The sequence below is a fragment of the Alteromonas genovensis genome (assembly GCF_010500895.1).
GTDB lineage: Bacteria > Pseudomonadota > Gammaproteobacteria > Enterobacterales > Alteromonadaceae > Alteromonas > Alteromonas genovensis.
The window spans coordinates 310776-328547 of the sequence record NZ_JAAAWO010000004.1; the positions used below are offsets into that span (position 1 = coordinate 310776).

A 17772-nucleotide genomic window follows, 5' to 3' on the forward strand; every position below is an offset into this window, starting at 1 on the left:
TGCTGGTTGGAATCTAAAATATGAGGGGCGGCATTGTACGTAAAGCAGACATTTTACCTTTCCCATGAAAATACGGAGTATGTTTCTTCAAGGGAAACGGGTGTTACTATGAATTCAATCCAATAAGCTATTATGTTTCAAGGAAAGTTGAGTGAAGGTATTCTTAGTAGCCGCGCTGGCGCTATCACTAGCAATTAATGTATATCAGCTTACGTTCATCCCAAAAGCTGCGAACTTAGTCATAGCCAATTCGTCACAAGCGGAATGCATTAAACAATTACGCTCGTCGTCTAGTGAGACAAATGTTATTGGCCCTAACTTTCTTTCCGGATATTTAGCACTAGACCTTAACCTCAACTCCAATACCTCTTTCAGTAAAGAAGTATCTGGTTGTTATTTTGACAGTTACATAGAAAACGTTACTGTAGAGAACCTAGCTGAAAATGTTCAGCTTTTACGCTCAACGGGCAGTAGTAGCGTTACATTTTTCAAAGACGCAACTTCTGACAAGTTCACTGTATACGGCCGGAGTGAATGAAACATACAAACAAATTATGGCGCCCGCCGAGGCGGGCTGGGACGCTAACACGCAGGCGGCTTCGCCATTTTCGCCAGCGCGTCCGCGCCCCATATTTGGGTGTTGATATGATTCCCGCTGTCAATAAGCATGACGACATACCCGCAGACTTCTTTCATTAGCGTTGTGGATCTGACTGGCGCTTGATACCCCATGGTTTCAGGGGCACGTTGGCTCGGTCAGACGATGAGTTGGTAGCAAACCCAGAAAATCATGCCTACCTGAGCGAGGAAAAACGTGGCACGTAACAGCACAAACGCTGGCGCGGTGCTGATGAGGTGTACTAGGCTCTGCCCCACACGCGCGGCCAGGATAAAGGCCGCAAGGCCATCCACAACGGGACTCTTACCCATTAGCGCAGCGATCACCACGACGGCAGCGAAGAGCGGAAAGTTTTCCACGCAGTTGAGATGTGCGCCTTTGACGCGGACCATAAAGGGTGGGTCGCGGTTGACTTCAGCGCGCTCCCAGTCCGCGAAGTTGCGATCCCCGAACAGCGCCATCGGCACGCGGGGAAACGCGTAAGCCAGCATCAGCAGTTGCATCCACACTACGTAAAACAGCACAGCGATAAAACCGGTCATTGGGCATTCTCCATAGGTTGGATTGAGACAATCCTTGAACACTAAGCCCGCTAACAGATGCGGGAATCGCGACTACAGCTGCCAATCTATCATAAAATGCGCTTGTGTTGGAAGCGGAACAATCGGGGTTAGTCCAATTTGTGGTGCTCTCCCCCAACAACGTAATGCAAGTGACTCACTGGGTCGTTCGCTTTTTTCAGCGGTACACTTGCGTTATCGTTGTTTGCGCTGTTCGAATCCCGTCTCACTCAGGGCGTTGCCCCCTGAACACAGCGTTGAACGTCTGCTGATTGTCTTTAGGCGACCTTGACTATCAAACCAGTTTCTACCAAGTTTTGCACAAATCGGAAATGTCGCTATCTGGATGAAATTTCAATATCCAACCTTAGAATGCAAATAGCCAAAATTTCTATCTTCTTGAAGCGCTTCTTGCTCAGCAGCGTCGTATTGTTTTGTTTTGGACTTAGGTAGTCGCCCACCATCATCTAAACAGGCCTGAAGCGAGTCAAATGCTTTGAAATTTTTCGTCCTTTTGTACGAACTACTTGTATGGTCATGACATATACCAGATGAGGACTGCTTAACAGTTGCTTCTGGGACAGATGTGGTGGGAGTGGTATCAAAGCATGATGTCAGTAGTAAACATGTCGCCGCAAATACTGCTTTGTGGAAATTTCTCATAATCATCTACATTCCAATTTAATTATTTTCACTCATGCTAAAAGCGAGCAACTGTTTGCCTATATCTCAGCAATCTATACCACAAGTCAGTTCTTTGATTTTTTAAGTATAGGATAACCACAAACCATAGGAGATACTAAATGATTACGAGACAGTTTCTGGTTGCTTTGTGTAGGATGAATGCACTTTTACCTGAGCAAATGTATTGGGTATATGGTGATACTGAAATCATTATGATATCGACAGACATTGAAGCGTCAATAGAGTTTATAAATGGCGCTCGGTTTAACGCCCAAGACATGGATATTGTGGAATTAAAGTTATTTAGTAAATGCTAGCTAATTCAAGTAGACGACGTACTAAAACACCTATTGATATTCTTTTTTTTAAGTTTAGGTGTAGTAGTTATACTTTTTCTTACACTTTCATTTGTAGGTTTAGACACAACCTGACAGGCGGCTTCAGACAAACAGCGGACAGTCGGTGTTGAGATTTAGAGCGTCCGATTACACTTCTAGTAAAGATAAATTCTTTGAATCAAAGAAGGTTATATTTCTGCTCCCGCTCTTTGAAGGCACTGATACCACCCTCAAGGATATGACAAACATGCTGTCGAATGCCTAACTCATCAAGTGATTGGTAGTCGTAGTTGTTATCACACTTCAAGCTATGCTCTAGGCTACCGCTAAGATATTCAAATTGGTGTGCTCCAGCAGTACGTGGTTGCCCTCGCTGGTCTGCCACAACAACACACTCTGCATCGGCTGCCACCACTAAGTTAGCGTTGTGTGTCACCATGATAATCTGGCGCTTACTCTTACACTTCCGAACAAAATCTTTAAGCTCTGAGTAGATCGTTCTGTTATCCAAGTTATCTTCTGGCTGGTCAATCAATATTGGGTGCGTTGAGTTACTAAGCTCAAGCATCAAACTGAGTAAGACCAAGCCACGCTTGCCCGGCGACATATGTACAATGCTGTCGTTCTTGTAGGTAACAAGGAAGTCGATCCCAAAGTAGTCAGCGTAAAGTAGTTTGTATGCATCTTTCAGGCTGTGATTCTTACGCAAGGTAGGCGATTGACTGCCTCTAATTGTATTGGCGGTCTTCTCTACAAAGGCTGCGTGAGTATCCACGTCAAAATGGTAATCACCGTTATCGTCCTGAACATCGTTAACGACCGTGCGAATTGCCCCTGATTTGTGGTAGCAACTAACAAACGAATCAAACTTGGGAGCATCGACAACAACCCTTGCCTCAATCTTTATGTCGTCATCCATTTGATGATCGCTGACTATGGCGCAGTGAGACTTGTATAGATTGATTAGTGAAATAAACTGCTCATTTAGCTCCTTGATACACTCTTCACCTTTCTTAGTGATAGCCTCAAGCTCTTTTATTTTGACATTGATTCTTGCTAGCTTCTCTCGCTCAGCCTTGAGTTGCTTGTTCAGTTGCTCAAGTGCAGCTTTGTCTTTCACGTCTTCTTCAAGGGGGTTCAGCTCACGCTCTATTCCCTCTAGCTTCTCTTTTAAAGCTGCTAATCTATCGGGGATCGACTCTAGCTTTTTATTCGCCGTATCCTTGGTTGTACTAAACCCTGCTACCAAGTCTTTTTGCATCGAATCTAGTAAGCCTTTGAGGACATTTGATTGTGCAATTAGCCCTGAATCTTGCTGTAGTTGACCTCGAATCGTATCAATCCATTGGTCTTGCCGGTTATCAATACTCTCAGTGAATCTTTGTAAGCCCGACTGAATATACGTGAGCCTATTTTTTGCTCTGATAACGCACTGTCTTCTATGAACTAGGTAGGCATAATGCTTCTCTTGTTCGTCTGTCCATTTAGAATTTTCTCGAATCTCTTTTGCTCTAGCTTCAAGTGCTGCAATCTCATTCTTAACAGACTTGTCGTTACCAATTTCGTTCAGCTCATTGAACAGCTTTTGGTATTCACTAATCAGTAAGAATCGAGTATCAATCTTGTCATTAATGGATGAGTTGACTGTGCGTACTCTACTCTCAAGTGCATTAACGAAGTCTTTGTATTGCTCATTTTGAAGAAGAGTTTTAGATATCAACTCGTTTAAATCTTCTCGACCATCTTTATCAGCCAGTTGGTTGATGTAAAGCTGAGGTATATAAGTGATAGCCTTTGCTTGGTCGTCGGCATCTGACAGCTTAGACACTTCATTGTTCGACCATTCAACCTCGAAGTCTAAATTAGGAATATCGCTGTAGGTTGATGACTTGGATAGCTCTACTCTGGTTAATACTTCGTTAGGATTTATAGTCTTCGCAATGTGGTATAGAAGCATTGATTTACCGGACGACTTACCACCAATGATTGTGTTCAGGTCTTTGTTAAGCGGTATCCACTTCGTAGAAAACTTATTCGCACCTGAATTATCAATGTATCTCACTTGTTTGATGGTCTGATATTCAGCTTTCATTTCAGGAGAAAGTTCACCAATGAATGCACGGTCAGGCTCAAAGACAACCTGTTTTAGTCCGTTGAATGTAGGGTCAGCTTTAATCCAGCAGTATCTCTTTTGGTCTGGTTCAAACAGCTTGTCGATTGCATGTGCATCTGAACCATGTACACAAGGTACCAGACGACCAAGCTCAGCTACAATTTCTTTTCTATTCTTAGTGCCTTGACCAGTGAAGTAGTTGATGTCGCTTGGTGTGGCAGAAAATACCATGTCGATAAACTGATAGATATCTTTCTTTATGCCAGTAAAACCACCGTCTCTAATACCAGATACGCCATCATTAGAACCATTCGCAGCAATAACTATTGAGTTTTCCCTCAACCACTTCTCGCCGTTATACCACTTCTTGAAAGTGTCATAAGATGGCTTGAAGTTATTAATACCTTCCTTCAATGATGCCACTCGACAGTTTTCTGTTTGTGGAGCTAATGCTCTACCATAGGCTCTAAGCTGGTCTTCAGTGCAAGCATAGTTCTGACCAAGATAGTTGATATTCAATCGGCTCAATGCGATCTTGATTTCATCAACGTGATTAGGGTCTTCCGGATTTATTAGAAGATGGATGTTAATCCCTTTGTGTTTTCCAGTATTAGGAGTAATCCTAAACTCAATATTTGGGATGACTGTTTCGATGTTTCCGAGTCGTCCATCTTGTCGGTAAGCAAGAACCTTTTCATAACCTGATATAGAGTAGTAATCAGTGAAACCAATTACAGCAACACCAGAATCTGACTGTTCGATAGCTGAAATGTAACCGTCCCAGTCGCCTTTAAATTGTGTTTCTAATACTGAATCAGGGGTGTGAACGTGAAGATCCCATCGTCTCCATTCTGAACCGTGTTCGTACAAGCGCATTCCATTCCACCTAAGCTTATAATTTTAAGAATCTCTATCTGATAAGATATCATGTTTATGAAGGCTAAAGCATTTCCACACGCTGAAAACTAACGTGGTTAACTTTAGGTGTGGCAATTATAGGATTGTTACACGTCCCCACCAGAGGAATTTCTATTTGATGACAAGTTACAATATGTGTTCATAGAGCGACCGTCTGCTAAACGTCTTGAGACTGTCAGCTTTGGTCGCATTCTGTTATTAAAAATGTCAGACTAGATAATGACTATTCCAGTTTTAGGCCTATTTAAAAACTCGCCATTACCACAAAAACTAATATCACTAGACCAATTATGATAAAGGGTAATGTATGTTTTTTTTCTTCCTTGTCTAAAGACCCATTATCATTTTGAGATTCAAATATTACTCTTTGCCTAATTGAGCCAATCGTCGCTACTGCGGGTATCAATTTTTTATAGTTTGGTTGTCCCAGCTTGTATAATGCATATGCTCCTAATCCGACCCATCCTACAGGGCCAATGACCGTACTAAGCAGAGATGAAGCTGTAGTGTAGGCGCCAAATCCAAGAGTTCCAAAAGATAGGGCGCTTAGTACGGAAGACATTAGCGTATACGTTGCGAACCCCCCCATATTAGCAACGGCCATTAACCCCGCTGTCCCTATAAGGCCTTTTGAGGATTTTCCATATTGAGATGCCACTTTTTGTACTGATTTGTCAAATAATGCTCTATCTTCATCTGACATATTTTTGTAAGTCAATTCAAGAAGTTTAACAATTACCTTTTCTTCACATTCTTTGATATATCGACGCCCAATGCTTGCAGCTTCATGCTCTTCCAGCGTCAGTTTTTCAAATGCATCTATTTCTTCTATTGTTCTCTTCCCAGTTAAAGCATAACTAACCTTAAGCTTTTCTTTGACCTGGTTTACAGCTCTCAAGTACCCGCCCTTTTCGAAAAGTTCTCGGCAAATATCCTCTGGCGACATATTCGGCGCGCCTTCACCTTTTATAATATTGGTTAATGATTTGAGTTCAGAACCTGTAGCTTTATTTAAAAGATTAATCAGCTCAATATTCGAGATATATTTATGTTTTTTCATTACACACTAAAGCTATTTCAGTAGGTTATATTTGAATCTACTTTAATTCGATTTGAAAATCTCTACTAATATCATTCATGTTTCAAGTGTGACAGAGGTCACCCGCCTATGATTTTGCTCATTCTATTTAACGAAACTAGCCGTCAAGACAGTTATAACTTTTCTTCAGATGTAAGATAATTATCGAAACATAAACGGCAAATGTGAATAATGAATCGTCTTTCAATACCGTTCTTACAGACTGATACTCAGCGAGCCATTCTGATTGCGAATAAGCAAATGGAGCAGGCAGAGGTTATACTCAGCAACTTGTTGGCATTGAGGCACTCCGACGAAGATCGGTTCATTATTCCGCATGATGATGTTGTCGTAAGTATAGAGGCCGCTATCAAATTGCTTTGTCAAAACTCATGACAATGTGATTACTTTGTATGCTGATAACAAGCAGATTGGCGTAGGCGTCAGTTAACTCATCTGCAACGGATTGCTATAGGCTGTAAATTAATTAGAACTCTAAACCACTATTTGTAAATAGTCCGTGTAAACCATCCTCTTGCTAACCTATTTCTATTGTTCGTTAGAACTGAGTTGATTTAGATAAAAGAGTTAAACAAAACTAACGGCAAACTGAAGTTGTTGAAAAAAATCACTAACATTCTTCCATAATCATTAAACAATCACCTTTCAATCATCGTTACCAGCTAACGCCTTCATTTATATTTACTTCCGTTCATTTAACAGGAGGAAATAATGAATACTAAACAGCAAAATCATAAATCGAACCAAGCTAACGCCAATAAGGGCAGTAGCGGCACGAGTAACGAATATCAAAAAACGCAGGATAACCGTTCAAAGCAACTTAACCCTAACAACCAGCGCTTCAAAAGTAAGAAGTAAGGAGACCAGTAATGATTGACACAGATGATATGTCTAATGAAGAATTAGACGTTTGGTCAGACATAAATAACCCGAATAATGATGCTGATATGGATGACTGGGCAGATACTCATAATCCAAATAATGATAGCTACATTGGTAATTGAGTATATTAGTAGGGGAAGGTTACTTCCCCTCTATTTTATGAGTAAAAGGTTTTCTATAGAACGTCAACTGTCTTGACCGGTCCGGCGTCAATTATCTTGACCGGTTGTCGCTGAGTTATTCTTCCTGTTTTATTGCTGTTTTTCTTCGATAGCTTTCTCCCTGTAATTGAATGATATGTGAGTGATGAACGAGCCGGTCTATAGCTGCAACTGTCATGGTAGTATCGGTGAACAATGCATCCCAGTCTTCGAACGATTGATTGGATGTAATGATAAGGCTGAACCTCTCATAACGGTGCGCAATGAGTTCGAACAGCACACTGGTTTCTTGTTCTGTCTTTCTGATATAGCCGATGTCGTCCACGATTAGCACTTGGTATTTATCCAGTTTATTCAGCGCATCCTGGAGTTTTAGTTGCTGTTTGGCGTCTTGTAGGTGTTGCACCAAGGCGGTGGCCGGATAGAACTTTACGCGGGTTCCAGCTTCTATCAGGCTGTAACCTAATGCGCTGGCGAGGTGGGTTTTGCCTACACCGCTAGCACCGAACAGTAGTAGGTTTGTGGCTTGTTTAACCCATTCGTGGTTATCGGCCAGGTCATGCAGGCGCGCTTTACTAATGCCTTCTATGGCATTGAAGTCGAAGCCGCCAACGTGTTTGCCTGAGGGCAAGTTTGACTCTTTTAGGTAACGTAATTGTCGCTTGTCTGTCCGACTTGCTAGCTCCATATGGCACAACTCACTTAAGTAGTGTTCGGGTCGCCATTGTTCGTGCAGTGCTTTTTCAGCAAGGCTCTCCCAGTGGTTTCTGAACTCACTTAAGCGCAAGCTTTTTAGCATCAATGGTAGTGAAGCTGTATTAGTCATTTCGACCTCCTTGCAACAGTAGGCCATACTGTTTTAACGAATGCTGCCCCACTTGGAGTTGGGGTATATCACGTGTTTGTTGCTGGAAGCGCTCTTGGCAGTCAAACAGGCTGGGCAGTCTCCCCGTATTCAGTTGCTGCATGATAAAGCGCCCCAGCCGTATTTCGTTATCTTTTTTGCTGGCAAGGTGAAGCACTCTGACGATATAACGACAGGCATCATCTGCTTTCATATTGCCGTTAACATATTGCCAGATGCATCGGTAATCCTCGTTAGGTAATAGCTCGTCGCGCCACTGTGAACACCGGAAGGCTTGTGGCTTTTTAACCAGAGCATCTATGACGTGTTTGTAATTGACGCTGCGTTTACGCGAACTGCCTTGCGCATAAACGCGCTCTAGGGTGTAAGTCAGTTCATGACCGAGATATAAGGCTAACCTGTTATCATACACTTGTACCCGCAAGCGACTGCCTATCAGGCGGGAAGGCACTGTGTAGGTCACGCGTTTAACATTGATAGTGCTGGTGCGCGAGACGCGCACATATTCTATTGAGTAATTGGCGCTACCTACAGGCGGCAATGGCTGTAATTGTCGCTGCTCTTTGATAAAGGCGGTGTTGATACGCTTGTTACGCCGCCCAACTAACTGCTGAATAAAGCCTTCATAGTCATCGCGACAGTTAAAATCGAACGAGCCGCGTATACGCAGCGCTTGTTCTAACTGCGCTTTGACATGTCGATTGCTAGACTCGATAACACCATTTTCATGCGCTACACCGGTATTATTACGTGTGGCCGTAAAACCGTAATGCGCCATCAACGACTTATAGCGTTCGGTAAATGCCTCGGCATTGTCATGGTTTCGGTACGCCGCACTTAAGCTGTCAGTGCGGACTTCTTTGGGCACGCCACCACTTTCTCTAAACGCTTTCTGAAGGCTATCGGAGAATGCAGCAAAGCTCTCACCGCCATAAACTACTTGGCAATACTGCCAGCCGCTGGCCGCTAGGCGATAGTTAAACAGCATGTGCTTACACGGCTCTCGTCCTATGGTGATAGGAGATTTGACGTGGGTAAAGTCACATATTCCCAGTAGTCCTGATTCGTGATGCTGCAAGAACATCACATCTTTAGCGCCACCGTGTAATTGTCGCCACTTCTTAATTCTGCGCTCAAGCGTACGTCGTGCTGTAGTTGGGAAGTCGTCACTATGTGATTCACATAGATGATCAAATACGCCTACCGGCGTAATCAATTCATCTTGTTGTAAGATGGGAACAACGACACTCTCCCACACCGCTTCAAGAGGATCGGGTCTGGTACGCCATTGGCGTTTTGCTTGATTAGGTTGGTGACGACCATTCTCGATTCGTCTGGCGGAGCTAACAGAGATATCCGCTTTACTGGCGGCCACTTCCTGCGTGAAATCCTTTCTGAACTTCATATATAACCTGACTTGTTTTTCTGTGATGTGATTTCCCGACACGCCATTCTCCTCGAATTATCGTGTCGAACCTTAACAGAACAACCGGTCAAGATAGTTGTCGCTCAACCGTTCAAGTTAATTGTCGCTTTATAGTTTTCAGTTGGAAAAAGAATACAAATACACAAAAAAGCTGTTGAGATTAGCAATTGAAGAAAATAAATATCGTAATAAGGACATTGCCATAAAAGCGGGTTTAAGTGAAAAATCTGTCGCTTTGGTATCAAAATGGAGGAATGGCAAAGCTAATGCAACAGAGCGTCAGATGGCTTATTTCATCAATAACTACGAGTATTTGTTAAAACCTAAAATTGAACATTTATTTTATACCTATGAAAATGCTTTGGACTCATCTGTTCAAGCTTGCCCTACATATAGAAAGCTCATTGGCGAAGTGATCTTCAAACATCAACTATCTATTCCAATAGATAAAAAAAGCAGGCTATCTATTTGTCGAGTAATCATTATTGCACATAACGGCCAATATTTTTTTGTTGAACAAATTAGAGCGGGATTGAAATCTCCAGCAAATGCTCATTTTCATTCTAAATTAGATGGAATGGTTCGCTCTAACAATGAAGAAGCTAATTGGGTCCTAGCAGCAGATATAGAGGCTGACTTAAGTCTCGATGGGCTTATTCAGGCAGTTAATAGATATTGTGAAAAACTTCAAAATGGCGAACCGTATTTAGTTATACGCTCGATTAATAGCTTTCCATTTCAAGATATAAAGGCACTAGAGTATTCGTTTTATCAATGTATGTTGAAGTTGAACTTGCACAGTGAACTATTTCCCTTTTAAACTTAACCAAACCCAATAGCAAATTGAGAGCTAATCTCAATCACTAGAGCTGTTCGTCAGCTCATATTAAAAAAGTGAGGCATTTGCCACACCACCCCTTTTGGGGTCGTGATTCATTTTTATGGCGCTTTGTAACTTGTCAAAGACTAGGTGAAACAGCCGAGGCCGAGTAACTGAAGCAGTTCAAAGTAAAAAGGGCTAGGGGTGGGCGCACCCGAACCATCATCTATAGTGTATGATTGTTCGGGTGCATTTTTTCACGAATGGCGCGTAATCTTACATTGCTATCTTATCTTTTAAGTAACCTATCTATTCCAATCTCTAGCTCGTACTCTTCCAGTCTGGTAATACGTAGAAACTAGTTCGATATAATCTTTAAAGTCAGAATTTTCGACTAATATCCGGTTCACTGACTGCCAGTCTACATCTGCTCTTGATTTTGAAGGAAGCATCATTTCGCTCTCGCTTGGGTTTTCATGATTTAGAAGAATAACTCCAATTCCATGCAGCGCAGAAAGCATCCTTAATTCTTGTTCAACACTGCCATCTGAAATGGAAGTTGCTACTAAATAGCCTTCATTGGCCCAGCTTGAGTTGCTTACTGCTTGAAAGAAGCTTTTCCTAACATTAGAACCAGTAAGCTCTTTTTTTACTTCAAAAGACCACAGGCGAACACTTTGTCCAGCCCCCTGCTTCACGCAACTTCGTATGAGTTCATTCCATTCTTTATCGACCGGTTGCATAGCTACAATATCTGGATGCAGCCATTGATTCCCTCCATTACCACGAGAGTTTTTTGAACGCTTTTCATCTATTCTTTGACAGTACAAATTTAATTCTGTCTTCAAGTAATCTATAAGTATTGGATAGAGGTCGTGCTCAGAGAAAGTTGTAGACTCAGGTATTGTTGCAACTTCATCGCTGTCCTCTTCAATTTCGTCTTTTTCAGTCTCTATTTGCCCCACCGTTTTCGCGGGATTATACCAATAGACTCGTGGCCTTGGTTTGTCCTGCCAAAATACATGCGCATCACTTTTTACTATCTGATCTTTCTGTGAACCTATTTCTGCAACAACTTGGGATATAAAAGCCTTATCATCAACAAATCTAGGGTTTTGTCTTTTATCTTTGTAATCCTCTGGATAGCAGTCAACTATTTGCTGCGCTATTTGTCGAGCATTGAACTTTTGATTTGGATTTGCCTTCAACAATTCAACTATTTTCTGAGATTGTGACAGTCTGGACACCTACAATTTCCTTATATAATCACCTTGGCTTGAATTACTGATGAAAAGTAATAGCTTATTGCGCAAAAATGACACCAACAATTAGTGTGAAATTAGCATGACTTGACCTAATTATCTAATTTCTGAGCGGTCCGCAAAATCGATACAAAGTAATCGCAATTTTCATTTTTTAAGTAGGTCTGAATGAGTAGAGTTTTGAAAGTCATAGCCTGAACGGCTTAGTATATAATGTTAAATAGGGGTATTGGTTCGTTCATTTTAATGAGGTGTTACTACCTACAACTCAAGGCGTCTCTTAAGTCTACTCTAGATTAGTTTGCTATAGCAGATTTTCAATTTGAACTAATATCCGCAGTTAAAGCTTTAAGATTTGGTTTCAAAACAAGTTATCGGCTGTCGATAACTTACCTTATATTATAAAAAACCTATGTACCTAGTCTTAATATTAGTCCCATATAACCATTTTTAAGACTTCTTGAACACTACCCATTGATGGCTGTATGATACGACCCTAACACTCATCTTGGATGATTGAGTGGGTAAATGCGCCATAAAAGGATTTATTGTTGTCTTCTCTCCAAGTAATTGTCTTATCTATACTTTTAACTGCAACTGTAGTCTCTAGTCAGGCATTATCTGAAAGCTCGCTATCAGTCAGAGTTGTCGATGTTGGCTCCGGCAGCTGTTCAATCGTGGAACTGCCTAATGACGACGGAATATTAATTTTAGACGCCGGCCATTGGCGAGGCTCTCGCTGCTTAAATGCTCTCAAAACTATAGGCAAGAATAAGACTGTTCAATTGATGGTCTTATCCCACAGTGATGCCGACCATATAGGCGACGCAGCTTCAATATTATCAAATTATAAAGTAAACACCCTTCTACGAACGGGAGTATCTCGCTCATCAAAGACATGGCAACGCTTTAATCAAGCTGTAATTATTGCTGAGAATAAAGGGATGAAGGTATACGATGCGTCACGCGATGTACTGCCTGGCATGGAGTTTAGCTACGGCGATGTCACCGCTACTGTCATTTACGGCCAACATCGCTGGAAGGGTAGACCACTTCCGCTTTCTAAAGCGCGAAACGCTGTTAGCATCGTTGTAAGACTAGAATATGCAGGTCAATCAATACTATTTCCTGGGGACGCCATTGGCAGAGAAATTGGTTCGCCTTTTAGTAGCTGTGCATATACTGAAAAAGCTATGGTAGAAAGCAGCTCATCTAGGTCAATTGACGCAGATATTCTAATTGCTCCACATCATGGCTCTGACTCATCAAGTAGCGAATGCTTCATAACAGCGGTTTCTCCTAAATATGTCGTTTTCCAATCAGGTCACAAATATGGACACCCTTCTCGCGCTGTAAAGGATAGATATTTACGGCATGGCGTTGCAATAGAAAACTTGTTTCGAACTGACTTAAAAGATACAGAAGATAATCCGCATGACTGGGAAGACGAAAGGTATACCGGTTGCAAGGACTCACCTGGCGACGACGATATCGCTGTAACAATAACAAACCAAGGCATATCTAACGTGGAGTATTTAACTCCTGAAATAGATAGTTGCACGCTATAGAAGAATCACTTCGCGGAGTCTAATAATGAAAATTTTTGACGTTTTAAAGTCTGAAAGTATTTTGACTAACACTGATGCAAATAGAGTGATTACCACTACATTGCAAAATCAGAATAGTGAAATCTATGATGGTGTAATTGAAAGTAAGGGAAGAAACACCGTTCAAGATAATGAAGGAAACAGTAGAAGAGTTCTCCTATCTCGAGCTGCATCACACAAGGAGCTTTTGAAAAGCGGAAAGATAGAATCTGCTATTTCAAAGGTGAAACAGGTAAAACACAGAGCACTACCTGAAGGGAGAAATTATGTTGATGCGATATCAAAAGAGGTAAAAGAAGAACTTCGAGCGAAAAATGAAAAAGAAGCAAGCCTCAGTAAATTCAGAGAAGATAATAAACTGACTCACTCAGCCTCTTATAGCGAGAACCCAGGAAAGGTGTGGGGATACCTTATTCTAGCAATGATCCTCGAAGGAATTATTAACTCCTTTTTTCTGTCGAAAGCAAGTGAGTTCGGTCTAGTTGGGGGCTTTGCGCTAGCTTTCGCAATCTCTTTTGTTAACTTAGCGATGGCATTAGGGTTTGTCATTGGCCTGCAATATTTTCGTCATGTTAAGTCAGGTACTAGCTTAGCTGGAGCAGTTGGACTCATTGTATCGTTTCTTATTATGTGCGGTGTAGCATTGCTGGTTGGTCATTATAGAGCAGCTCTGGACGAAGATGTTGACTCAGCTAGCAGTATGGCAGTTAACAGTTTGATGGCCGAACCATTTGGAATAGCGACCTTTGAAAGCTGGCTGCTTACGGCTGTTACGATTGGTATTTTTGTTTTCTTTGTCATCAAGCTTATTTTCAAAGATGAGCTGTATCCTGGCTATGGAAAAATCACTAGAGAAACAAAAGCAGCGAGAAAAGCATATACATCGAAAAAATCTCAAGCAATGAAGAAGGTTTCTCAAATTAAGCAGGAGCTAAACCAACAGTTCGAAACTGCACATGAAGAACTAAATATTTTAGCAAAGACGCTCGAAGAAGATTCTGAGGCGCTAGACTTACTCTATCAAGACTACCAAAGCTACTTATCGTTACAAAAGTCCGAATTCGAAACCTTTTGTGAAATATGTCGCCAACGCTTTTCTCATGAATGTACCCAAATCCTTGATAAGAAAGCTGACTTGTCTAAGCCCATGCCTCCATTAGAGTTTTCTGAATTAAAGAGTCTTATATCTTCTGAAGATGCAGCCCTTTTTAAAATAAAACGAGAAGCAATCAATGAGTTTCAATTTAGCGAATTAGAGACGCTTAGAACGGAATATCAAAATGCAGTTAATGATATCGACCTTTTTAAGGAAACCGCGTAATGAGCTTACTTGACGAAGATACCAAAAGTCCGATCAATTGGACGTTAGCCGGTGCGATAATAGCGCTGATAGCCGTTATTGCGGCTGTCGGATGGATTATGCTGACAGCAAAAAGCTACGATGAAGTTACATTGTGTGAAATAAATACTAAAAGCCCTCTTACTGTGGTCTTGTTCGATAAGACTGGAGGGTTTAGTGAAAATCAGAAAAGGTTGATAAAGAAAGCGATCGATAAAGAGATAACCGACCTCAAAACAGGTGCCAGGTTGGCAGTATACGAAATCGATGCCCAAACGATGGAAGGTCTATCTGCACCAATTTTTGATAAATGCAAACCTCGTGATGGCTCCGACGCGAACTCTTTTTACGAAAACAACAGGCTGATGACGAAAAAATTTGAAAAACAATTTTCGTCAATAGTTACTGAAGTGACTGACACTCTTATTACCGCTGAAAATGCACCAAGCTCTCCACTGTTGGAGAGTCTTCAAGATTTAGCCGCGTTATCATCACTAAATGGTGAGGTGAAGCTTAATAAAATTGTATTGCTGAGTGACCTGTTACAACACTCAGATAGCATCAGTTTTTACAATAATTACCTCAAAGACGCAGATTTCGACAAAGCATTGCCAATGGTGCCTGACCTTTTTGGAACAGATATTCAGTTGTACTGGTTGCTAAGAAAAGGAAAAGAAGGCGAGATTCAAAGCGCAGACCTCATCCCATGGTGGGAACGCATCCTCGAAGAAGCTGGGGTATCAAATCTTAAAGTAATGAAGGTACGATAATGGAAGACAATCAAACTGGCACGCTATCGACGGAAAAATATAAAATTGACGCCGACACGCTTCGCAAGGCGTTTATTATACACTCGTTAGTGGGCCTCATACTTTGTTTAGCGATTGCAGGATTCAATATTCCCATTTTGGTCGCTGTCATATTGAGTAGTGCTGTAATGGGATCTTATTACTTTCAATACCACAAGGGCGGTAAGCCAATCGCCCTACTTGGGATGTTTTCGGACAGCATTTATTACTTAGGTTTCCTTCTCACTTTAATCTCTCTCGTTTGTTCAATGCTCTTTTTTAACATAGAGGAAGGTGCAAGCTCTGCATCCGTAGTAATTTCCCAATTCGGAGCGGCAATGATCACCACTTTGTTGGGAATGGGAACTCGAATTTACCTACAAAACTTTGATACTTCTGTAGAAACTGCCCAGCTATCAGCAAGAGAATCTCTTGATGAAACGGTTAAAGGATTTAACGTTCAAATGCGAAGAACGAACGATGCCCTTTCTAAGCTATCAAACACGATGAATAAGAATATTCAGGACACTGAAGAACGCAATAATAAATCGATTGAAATGTTCGAAGAAACCCAAAAGAAATTAATATCTCTTGGTGAATCATCACTTACCAATTTTGCTAAATCAACCGAGAAAGTATTGTCAGAATCTTTAACTAAATTAGATACTTTGGGTCAACAGGTTTCTGAAAACCTCCGTCAATCGTCTGATAAACTTATCGATGAAAGCAGGGGTCAATTTTCTAGAATAAATAAAGATATTGTGGACTCGCTCCAAACCCAATTCGCCAACCTTCGCAAAGAGCTTGCTGAGACATTTGAAGTCGCAAGAGATTCTTCAAGAGAATTTGGCTCTAGTGTAGGAGAAGCACGTGCAAGCGTAAGAAAGTTAGGCTCCACAGCAAAAGATACTTCAGAAAAAATTGCAGCAATAAAACACCTTGCTCCAGATGTCAGCGCACTAGGTGAAAGTCAAGCAGCCTACATTGAAAATCTCAGGACGTTGTCGGATGAGGTATCGACTAGAACAAAATCAATGTTGAACTCAGAATTTGAGATTGAAACTCATATGAAGGGAGTAGCCAAAGACTATAAAGAGGTCATTGATACCTATAAACAACTAATATCCTCCTCTTCCGCAGGTAAGCTTATAGAAGAAGAGGAAGCTTTGCTTTCGGCTCTTAAGAAAAGAATCAGTAGTATTGAGCAGCTATCCCAACAATGGGGTGTTGAAGCTAAGGCGATGTCGGAACACTCTAAAGACTTCAGCGAAAACCTCGTTAAAACAGCAAAATTCATTACACATGAAATGGACTCTTTGTCTAGAAGCAACGAGGTCGTGAGCGGGTGAGTCAAAGTAAAGACGACATTTTCAGTATTTCAGTCACAGAATTACTGCTCATCATTATGTTTGCATTACTGATTGTGATGGTTTTATTGAATGTAACGATGCAAGAGCAACTCGATAATAGTGAAAAAATAGAAGCGCAATACCAAGAGATGACATCAACCTTAGAGGAAATAACTAACGCTCTCGGACTATCGACTTCACCAGAAGAGCCTGCATCCATGGAACTTACAGAGGCAGTAGCTCAAATGCAGGCACTCGTTAAGGCTTTAGAAAGCTCCGTAAAGTCAGATGAAGCAGCCCAAGTTTTAGCAAAAATGAAGCTAGATGACGTCTGGTCAACACTTACAAAAGCAAATAGCGAAAACATAGACATACCAGAACTTCTTGCCGCCGTAAAACAAGCAAATGAAGCGCTCGAAAAGTGTCTTCAAGAACTTGAGGAAGCGAAAACTATGCTCGCTGAGATTAAGAATGAAGTACAAGACTCAGAGCGTGAGAATGAAGAATTAAGAGCAGAAATCGCTAAACAACAAGAAATAAAGAAAGAGCTTGAAGAGAAAAATTCCAACTTAATTGGTCAAGTCGAGAATCTATCAAATGGTCTTGAATTTCCACCATGTTGGGCAAACTCTGATGGCCGTGCACAATACACGTACTTTGTTGAAGTAAGAGATAACTCGCTGGTCGTAACTTCTATATACCCTGAAGAAAGAAAAGATGCCTATTTCAAATTAATGGCTACCGACTATTCTCAAACGGAGTTTTCTCTGAAAGGCTTCAATCAGCAATTCAGTATATTTTATAAAGACGCGGTTAACCGCAAACCTGAATGCCGCTATTTTGTAAAAGTGGAAGATAAGACGTCCGCAGCAGCAAAGCGCGAATATAAGCAAGGACTGCAAATCGTGGAATCAATTTTTTATAAATACTTGGTAAAATAAT

Annotated in this window: 18 protein-coding genes; 11 read left to right on the forward strand and 7 right to left on the reverse strand. The window is 41.3% G+C overall.

Annotated elements, in window-relative coordinates; all coding sequences use genetic code 11:
- Nucleotides 1-151 precede the first annotated feature (151 nt).
- On the forward strand, nt 152-538 hold the full coding sequence (locus GTQ48_RS07930; protein ID WP_103685575.1) for a hypothetical protein: 387 nt from the start codon (nt 152-154) through the stop codon (nt 536-538).
- A gap of 218 nt (nt 539-756) precedes the next feature.
- On the opposite strand, the gene GTQ48_RS07935 is transcribed toward GTQ48_RS07930, so the two are convergent.
- Together GTQ48_RS07935 and GTQ48_RS17530 are read right to left on the reverse strand one after the other, a co-directional pair.
- Complete coding sequence (locus GTQ48_RS07935; protein WP_103685576.1) at nt 757-1161, reverse strand: MAPEG family protein; 405 nt, start codon at nt 1159-1161, stop codon at nt 757-759.
- Nucleotides 1162-1533: 372 nt separating this feature from the next.
- A complete protein-coding gene (locus GTQ48_RS17530) occupies nt 1534-1842 on the reverse strand; it encodes a hypothetical protein (RefSeq protein WP_203565132.1) in 309 nt (102 codons plus the stop codon).
- Nucleotides 1843-1982: 140 nt separating this feature from the next.
- Between GTQ48_RS17530 and GTQ48_RS07945 the strand changes: the two genes are divergently transcribed.
- A complete protein-coding gene (locus tag GTQ48_RS07945) occupies nt 1983-2180 on the forward strand; it encodes a hypothetical protein (protein ID WP_163106100.1) in 198 nt (65 codons plus the stop codon).
- A 199-nt stretch (nt 2181-2379) separates the two neighbouring features.
- Here the strand turns inward: GTQ48_RS07945 and GTQ48_RS07950 are convergent, their stop codons facing one another.
- On the reverse strand, nt 2380-5190 hold the full coding sequence (locus GTQ48_RS07950) for a TrlF family AAA-like ATPase (RefSeq protein WP_163106102.1): 2811 nt from the start codon (nt 5188-5190) through the stop codon (nt 2380-2382).
- 286 nt (nt 5191-5476) lie between these two features.
- On the reverse strand, nt 5477-6292 hold the full coding sequence (locus GTQ48_RS07955) for a hypothetical protein (protein ID WP_163106104.1): 816 nt from the start codon (nt 6290-6292) through the stop codon (nt 5477-5479).
- A gap of 210 nt (nt 6293-6502) precedes the next feature.
- On the opposite strand from GTQ48_RS07955, the gene GTQ48_RS07960 reads away from it, so the two are divergent.
- From GTQ48_RS07960 to GTQ48_RS17810, 3 genes are all read left to right on the forward strand, one after another.
- Nucleotides 6503-6706, forward strand: a complete 204-nt coding sequence (locus GTQ48_RS07960) for a hypothetical protein (RefSeq protein WP_163106105.1) — start codon at nt 6503-6505, stop codon at nt 6704-6706.
- Between the two features lie 336 nt (nt 6707-7042).
- Nucleotides 7043-7189 (forward strand): alpha-amylase, encoded by a 147-nt coding sequence (locus tag GTQ48_RS07965; protein WP_163106106.1) that lies wholly within the window; start codon nt 7043-7045, stop codon nt 7187-7189.
- An 11-nt stretch (nt 7190-7200) separates the two neighbouring features.
- A complete protein-coding gene (locus GTQ48_RS17810; RefSeq protein WP_275405619.1) occupies nt 7201-7335 on the forward strand; it encodes a hypothetical protein in 135 nt (44 codons plus the stop codon).
- Nucleotides 7336-7450: 115 nt separating this feature from the next.
- Here GTQ48_RS17810 and istB read toward each other — a convergent pair whose 3' ends face one another.
- Entirely contained in the window at nt 7451-8200 is a 750-nt protein-coding gene (gene istB, locus GTQ48_RS07970; RefSeq protein ID WP_008301732.1) for an IS21-like element helper ATPase IstB, read from the reverse strand.
- Nucleotides 8193-9686, reverse strand: coding sequence for an IS21 family transposase (istA, locus tag GTQ48_RS07975; protein ID WP_163106107.1), 1494 nt, complete (start codon nt 9684-9686; stop codon nt 8193-8195). The genes istB and istA overlap by 8 nt, the downstream gene beginning before the upstream one ends.
- Nucleotides 9687-9786: 100 nt before the next feature.
- Here istA and GTQ48_RS07980 point away from each other — a divergent pair, with 100 nt between their 5' ends.
- Nucleotides 9787-10485 carry a hypothetical protein gene (locus GTQ48_RS07980; RefSeq protein ID WP_163106108.1) on the forward strand — a complete coding sequence of 233 codons (699 nt, stop codon included), beginning with the start codon at nt 9787-9789 and terminating at the stop codon, nt 10483-10485.
- A gap of 305 nt (nt 10486-10790) precedes the next feature.
- On the opposite strand, the gene GTQ48_RS07985 is transcribed toward GTQ48_RS07980, so the two are convergent.
- A complete protein-coding gene (locus tag GTQ48_RS07985; RefSeq protein WP_163106109.1) occupies nt 10791-11732 on the reverse strand; it encodes an HrgA protein in 942 nt (313 codons plus the stop codon).
- A 566-nt stretch (nt 11733-12298) separates the two neighbouring features.
- Here GTQ48_RS07985 and GTQ48_RS07990 point away from each other — a divergent pair.
- From GTQ48_RS07990 to GTQ48_RS08010, 5 genes are read left to right on the forward strand one after another with little or no spacing between them, the layout of a single operon-like run.
- Complete coding sequence (locus GTQ48_RS07990) at nt 12299-13315, forward strand: ComEC/Rec2 family competence protein (RefSeq protein ID WP_163106110.1); 1017 nt, start codon at nt 12299-12301, stop codon at nt 13313-13315.
- 25 nt (nt 13316-13340) lie between these two features.
- Nucleotides 13341-14675, forward strand: a complete 1335-nt coding sequence (locus GTQ48_RS07995) for a hypothetical protein (RefSeq protein WP_163106111.1) — start codon at nt 13341-13343, stop codon at nt 14673-14675.
- Nucleotides 14675-15463: a hypothetical protein gene (locus GTQ48_RS08000; protein WP_163106112.1), complete on the forward strand. Its 789-nt coding sequence runs from the start codon at nt 14675-14677 to the stop codon at nt 15461-15463. Before GTQ48_RS07995 ends, GTQ48_RS08000 begins: the two co-directional genes overlap by 1 nt.
- Nucleotides 15463-16830 (forward strand): hypothetical protein, encoded by a 1368-nt coding sequence (locus GTQ48_RS08005; RefSeq protein WP_163106114.1) that lies wholly within the window; start codon nt 15463-15465, stop codon nt 16828-16830. The genes GTQ48_RS08000 and GTQ48_RS08005 overlap by 1 nt, the downstream gene beginning before the upstream one ends.
- The gene (locus GTQ48_RS08010; protein ID WP_163106115.1) at nt 16827-17771 is read left to right on the forward strand and encodes a hypothetical protein; all 945 of its coding nucleotides are present in this window, start codon (nt 16827-16829) and stop codon (nt 17769-17771) included. Before GTQ48_RS08005 ends, GTQ48_RS08010 begins: the two co-directional genes overlap by 4 nt.
- Nucleotide 17772: the final 1 nt, after the last annotated feature.